Below are 6,560 nucleotides of genomic sequence, written 5' to 3'. Positions count from 1 at the left end.
CGACAGCGCTTTTGCTTCGTTACCTTGCGCTCGATACAAATCCGCTAAGTTGGCGTAGCTGTTTTCGAAATAAGGCTCGATTTCGATAGCACCTTGATAAAACTCAATCGCTTTTTGATATTGGCCTAGATCGCGGTAAACGTTGCCTAGGTTAGTACGTCCAAATCCTCTATCGGAATTAAATTGCTGTATCTCAATGTACTCTTCCAATGCAGGCTTGATTTGGTCTTTCTGCAGAGGATTCATTTCTCCCCAGTAACGCACTAATGCACCTGCGGTTTCTGAACGAATCGACAATACAGGGTCTTTCAGTAGCGGTTCTAAAATCTGCCAACGGTCAGTGAATGGGAAACCAGACGAGCCTTGCACAACGCCCAAACGGATCATTTCATCATCATGTTTCACCGCTCTTGCTAGCGAGATAAGCGTATTCTTACCCGTATTGCCGCCCAAACGTTCTAAGCTCGATGCACGAATGATATTGCTTAAGCTAGAGTCCTGAGCCGAGTATGCCAACGCATCCTCTGCCCCTCTGTGCCCTATTGAGTCAGCATAAAAGGCAACGGCAAAGTGCTGCTGATTACGATACTTAGAATCTGGGAACCACTCACCGATTTGCTTATCTGCCCACTGGTCGGTTTGATCTTCATGACAGCTAGTACACACGTTCGGCGTTTTAATATGTTGGCTAATATCAGGACGCGGGATATGCCAACTATGGTCACGTCTTGGGTCGACCTCCATGTAAGTCGTCTCAGGCATGTGACAAGTCGTACATTGTGAAGCTTCGGTATTCGCCTCGTGGAAGGTGTGCTTTTCAGGCGTGTATTCAGAAGCAATGTGACATTGGCTACATACAGCTTCCTCTGCAATTTTTAATTCTGCGGTATGGGGATCGTGGCAGTTAGTACATGTGACGCCTTTTTCAGCCATCACTGATTGAAGGAAAGATCCGTAAACGTAATCTTCATCGTAGATTTGACCATCGTTATGGTAAAGCTCAGGAGTAATCAAACTTAGACGATACTCATCAAAGAAAGACCCGTTAACGTGATCTCCAGTTTCATTTAACTGAGTACGTCTGCTGTGGCATTGCGCACAGGTTTGAACCTGATTGGTATGGATGATGTCTTTTGGTTGTAGGGTTGAGTTGCCCTCTTGGTAGATCCATTCTTTCACCGATTTCGACAAGTCGCGATCAAAGCCATAATGCGCGGAGGCTTGAACATCCTTTTCGCCGTTGGCTTTTACTGACTTGTAATTTGCTAGCTGGGCTTGTTTAACGTGCTCGCTTGCAGGGCCATGACAGGCTTCACAACCGACATTAATCTCAGACCAAGTAGTGTTATAGGTATTGCTCGCGCTGTCGTAGTTTTTCTCTAGATTCGTTGAGTGGCAATCGGCACACATGAAGTTCCAGTTTTGACCGCTGTTGGTCCAGTAGAATTCATCAGTGTTGGTGGTATCCGGGTAGAGGTTAAACCAGCGTTGACCGCCTTCGCCCTCAGTGCGAGAGTCCCAAGCGAAAGGAATCAACTGTACTCGACCGTCTTCAAACTCAACCATGTACTGTTGTAATGGTTCAAAGGCAAAGGTATAGCTGATTTTGTAATCTTTGAATTGCCCGTCTGGGCCTTCGATATTGACCCAGAACTCTTCACCCTTGCGAAAAAATCGGTTGGGTTTACCGCCATGAGTGACCGTTTGATCGTTGAAATCGCCTAATACAGATTCATCTGTAGCGTGTTTCATCGCCATGTCATGATGAGAGCCTTGCCACGCTTCCACTTCTTCGCTGTGACAGTCAACGCATGCTTCAGAACCGACATACGTAGCCTTGGGAGAGCTGGCATCTAAAGTTCCTGAACCAATAAGCGTAGCTTCAGTCGCTGGAGCTTGTTCATTAGCATACACATTGACACTGAGTGTCGACAACATAGGTAAAGACAACATTGCGGATAATACTGCAACTCGCTGGTGTTTCAATCCGTTCACTAGTGAGCACAACCATGCAGACATAACATTCCTTGTTTTTATACATCCTTATGCTTAATAAGGTAGACGTAAAAACAATGAATTTACAATTATTTAGTGGCAGTGAGCTTGATTGTTGTGACTCATATTCACGACTGGTATTTACTCATCGATATGCGCATAAAAAAAAGAGCTCCGAAGAGCTCTTTCGTGTTAGCAGTTTCATCAAACTATCAGTTTCAATAAACCAAAGCTTACTTATTATGGTTCTCTTGAAGTTTCTCCATAACCTGATCCAAGCTAAAGCTCGCTGCTTTTTGGCGTGGCGGGTATTCAGCAAAGGTTTCTAAGAACTTGCCAACATACGCTTGAGCAGGAACAAACATATAAGCATGGTCTAACAACCAGTCATAGTAAGTATTCGATGTGATATCTGCGTTTTCGTATGGGTCCATTCGGAGGTTAAACAGCTTAGGAAGACGTAACGTTACAAACGGTTCTGCCCAAATTTGCATGGTACCCGTCGCACGCTGCTCCATGAACACCGCTTTCCATTGGTTGTAACGAAGTGCCGCAAGGTCACCGTCATCGGTAAAGTAGAATATCTCCGAACGACGGCCTTTCTCTTCTTCTCCGGTTAGGTAAGGAAGGAAGTTGTAACCATCTAGGTGCACTTTAAACGTTTTATCACCCGCAGTATGACCTTTCAGTAGTTTCTCTTTGATCTGATCATCACCAGCAGCTGCAACGAAGGTTGGCATCCAGTCCATGTGGTGCATGATTTCATTTGAAACACTGCCCGGTTCAATCTTTCCTGGCCAACGAACCATTGCTGGTACACGGTATGCGCCTTCCCAGTTGGTGTTTTTCTCACCACGGAACGGCGTTGTACCGGCATCAGGCCAAGAGTTCATGTGTGGACCGTTATCCGTTGAGTAGAAAACGATGGTGTTGTCTTTGATGCCCAACTCATCCACTTGCTTCAATAGTTGTCCAACGTGTCGATCGTGCTCAACCATACCATCAGCGTAATTACTGATGCCGGTTACACCTTTGCTATCTGGCTGCACGTGCGTTCTAAAGTGCATTCTTGTTGCGTTCCACCAAACGAAGAATGGTTTGTCCGCTTTCACTGCGCGATCCATGAAATCAAGTGCCGCGTCTAGTGTTTCTTCATCGACCGTTTCCATACGCTTACGCGTTAGTGGGCCTGTATCTTCAATCTTGCCATCAGCGAATGATTTGATCACACCACGAGGGCCAAATTTCTTACGGAACTCTGGGTCAGTTGGGTAATCTTCATTCTCCGGTTCTTCTTCAGCATTCAGGTGGTAAAGGTTGCCAAAAAATTCGTCAAACCCGTGTGCTGTTGGAAGGAATTCATCTTTATCGCCAAGGTGGTTTTTACCAAATTGACCTGTCATGTACCCCATAGGTTTAAGCATTTCTGCAATCGTTGCATCCTCCGCTTGCAAACCAATGTCTGCTCCTGGAAGGCCTACTTTACTTAAACCCGTTCGTAATACACTTTGTCCCGTAATAAAGGTAGAGCGACCCGCAGTACACGATTGTTCAGCGTAATAATCGGTAAACATCATCCCTTCTTTGGCGATGCTATCAATATTGGGCGTTTTGTAACCCATTAAACCAAAGGTGTACGCACTCACATTGGATTGACCAATGTCGTCCCCCCAAATGACCAATATATTTGGCTTTTCTGCTGCAAAAGTGGCGCTAGACGCGGCCATCATTGCTGTACCCAAAATCGCTAATCGACGTTTAGCGCCATACTTCGCTGTCATAGAAACCTCTTCGTAAGTTATTTGCATCCTGCCCTACAACGTATAGTTCATTTTTTGCGCATACGCGAGATTACCTAAGCTATTAATATTTTTGTCATTTTCATCGAGATATGGATACAGAAGTCATCGATAAGGTTTACGGCAACAAACATGATAAGGATCACACATACAAACTAAGGGGTTGTTCTGGCAACACACTAGAACTCATATGAATCAACAAGTTAACTAGACATCATAACGATTGGTTATAAGCACTATAAAAGGACGGAACGGAATTTTGAGAATAACATTTGCTCATCGATGTGTTGTTCTAACGCATTAATCTTAAAAGTGAATTGGAGTCCTTATGGGTACTAAAATTAATAAACTAGCATTAGGTGTTGGCTTATTAGCAGCTTCTTCAGCGGCAACAGCAGCAGAAAAACCAAACATTCTTGCTATCTGGGGTGATGACATTGGTGTATTCAACATCAGTGCATACAACAACGGCATGATGGGTTATGAAACACCTAACATCGACCGTATTGCTAACGAAGGCGCACTATTTACTGACCATTACGGTCAACAATCATGTACTGCTGGCCGTGCTGCATTCCTAACCGGTCAAGAACCTTTCCGTACAGGTCTACTGACTATCGGTATGCCGGGCTCTGACCACGGCATCCCTGATTGGGCTCCAACGATCGCAGACCTTCTTAAAGAACAGGGCTACATGACCGCTCAGTTCGGTAAGAACCACATGGGTGACCAAGACAAACACCTTCCAACGAACCACGGTTTTGACCAGTTCTTCGGTAACCTGTACCACCTAAACGCGGAAGAAGAGCCAGAGACTTACTACTACCCTAAAGATCCTGAGTTCCGTAAGAACTTTGGCCCTCGTGGTGTAATCAAGTCGACTTCTGACGGTAAGATTGAAGATACAGGTCCTATGACGCGTAAGCGTATGGAGCACGCGGATGAAGAGTTCCTAGAAGAATCTTTAGCATTCATGGAAAAAGCAGTGAAAGCTGACAAACCATTCTTCATCTGGCACAACACGACTCGCATGCACGTGTGGACTCGTCTACAAGAAAAATACCAAGGCGCATCGGGTATCAGCATCTACGCAGACGGCATGCTAGAGCATGATGACCAAGTGGGTATCCTCCTAGACAAACTTGATGAGCTTAAGATCGCAGACAACACTATCGTAATCTACTCTACCGATAACGGTGCAGAGACAGTTTCTTGGCCTGATGGCGGTGCTACTTACTTCCACGGGGAGAAAGGTACAACTTACGAAGGCGGTATGCGTGTTCCTCAGCTAGTTCGCTGGCCTGGTACTATCAAGCCGGGAACTAAGATCAACGACATCATGGGTCACCAAGACTGGATCCCGACTCTACTAGCAGCCGCTGGTGATGATAAAGTTGTTGAGAAGCTTGCTTCTGATAAAGGTGCTACTTACAACGGTAAAAACTGGCGTGTACACCTAGATGGTTACAACTTCCTACCTTACTTCCAAGGTAAAGAAGAGAAAGGCCCTCGTGACAGCATGCTTTACTTCTCTGCTAACGCTGAACTAAATGCGGTACGTTGGAATGACTTCAAGATTTCATTCGCTGTTATGGACGGTAACATTGTTGATGCCGTGCGTTTCCAACCAAACTGGCCTCAAGTCGTTCACCTACGTGCTGATCCATTCGAAAAAGCACCACACGAATCGGGCATGTACTTACGTTGGATGGCAGACAACATGTGGCTATTCGTACCTGTAGGCGGCAAAGTACAAGAGTTCATGAACACGCTACCTGACTACCCTATGCAGCAAAGCCAAGTGTTGAACCCTGGTAACTTCAACCAGAATGCTTACATGCTTCAAGGTAAACTTAAGCAACTAGAAGCGGCAGCAGCGCAAGCTAAATAATTAGCTAAAGCTTAACCAGCCCTAGGAAAGTGAAACCAAGCCGTGATAGCTCAAGCGCTATCACGGCTTTTCAGTATATCAACAATGAAAACTGTCCCACATAAGCCTTTAACAAACGAGTGACGAACAAGGTTATCCGCATACATTTACTCGCATAGCCTTGTAGCTCGCCTCGTTTATGACCGTTACGTTAAGATTACGCAAATTTTTTCAAATCCCACGGACATCACTTGAAATACAGAGATATGCGTGCGATTGTATTTTAACTCACCCTAACAACTGTATGATTATGAAGACAACCCAAAGCATTGCCCTACTCTCAGCTATCGTTGCTGCACCTTCAGTATTAGCTGACGTTGAAATCCAAGTTCCATCCAGTGTTGATATTCTTGCGGTTAACGAAGCTAAGCCTGACTTAGACGGCGGCTTATTCTCTTCTCATAAAACACTGACGTTACCAGATGGCCAAAACCAAATCGTATTCCAATATCAACTTGCATTTGATAAAGGTAACGATCGTGAATTCGTAGACAGCGACGCTGTTATCGCAACATTCGATGCGACTGATACCACACTGACTTTCGACCTGCCAAAATACCGCAACACAGCAGAAGCAAAATCTGGGTTTAAAAACTTAGAGTGGAGCCTTGTTGACGAGAACCAGAATGAAATCAGCGTTAAGCAAGACAAGCTAGTTAAAGACGGTATGCAAATTGGACGTAAATACCCTCAAGAAGCAAAAGAATACAACCAGCAAGGCGGCATTGCTGCACTAGCTATAGGTACAACAGCAGGCGCAACAGCGGCGGTTGTTCAACCTGTAACACTTCCAGCAAAAATTGATGGAAATGCGGCTAACACAGCTGAAGAAATGT

The 6,560-nt window shown here is 45.1% G+C and carries 4 protein-coding genes; 2 read left to right on the top strand and 2 right to left on the bottom strand.

Going from position 1 to position 6,560, the window contains the following annotated elements:
* Together AB4653_RS02495 and AB4653_RS02490 are read right to left on the bottom strand one after the other, a co-directional pair.
* Nucleotides 1–2,019 (bottom strand): multiheme c-type cytochrome (locus AB4653_RS02495; protein WP_372103252.1); only part of this gene is annotated, 2,019 nt, incomplete at its 3' end.
* Between the two features lie 209 nt (nt 2,020–2,228).
* Nucleotides 2,229–3,776, bottom strand: coding sequence for an arylsulfatase (locus tag AB4653_RS02490; RefSeq protein WP_009844956.1), 1,548 nt, complete (start codon nt 3,774–3,776; stop codon nt 2,229–2,231).
* Between the two features lie 346 nt (nt 3,777–4,122).
* Between AB4653_RS02490 and AB4653_RS02485 the strand changes: the two genes are divergently transcribed.
* Entirely contained in the window at nt 4,123–5,685 is a 1,563-nt protein-coding gene (locus tag AB4653_RS02485; RefSeq protein ID WP_004730480.1) for an arylsulfatase, read from the top strand.
* Nucleotides 5,686–5,974: 289 nt separating this feature from the next.
* On the top strand, nt 5,975–6,560 hold a 586-nt coding region (locus AB4653_RS02480), incomplete at its 3' end, for a DUF2057 family protein (RefSeq protein WP_372103249.1).

This window comes from Vibrio sp. 10N.222.48.A3, from assembly GCF_041475345.1.
Taxonomy (GTDB): domain Bacteria; phylum Pseudomonadota; class Gammaproteobacteria; order Enterobacterales; family Vibrionaceae; genus Vibrio; species Vibrio tasmaniensis_A.
This window is presented reverse-complemented; position numbering and strand designations above follow the sequence as displayed.

Excerpts from the sequence above, each read along its gene's own strand:
- AB4653_RS02490 (WP_009844956.1), bottom strand. The coding sequence starts at position 3,776 with ATGACAGCGAAGTATGGCGCTAAACGTCGATTAGCGATTTTGGGTACA.
- AB4653_RS02485 (WP_004730480.1), top strand. The coding sequence starts at position 4,123 with ATGGGTACTAAAATTAATAAACTAGCATTAGGTGTTGGCTTATTAGCA.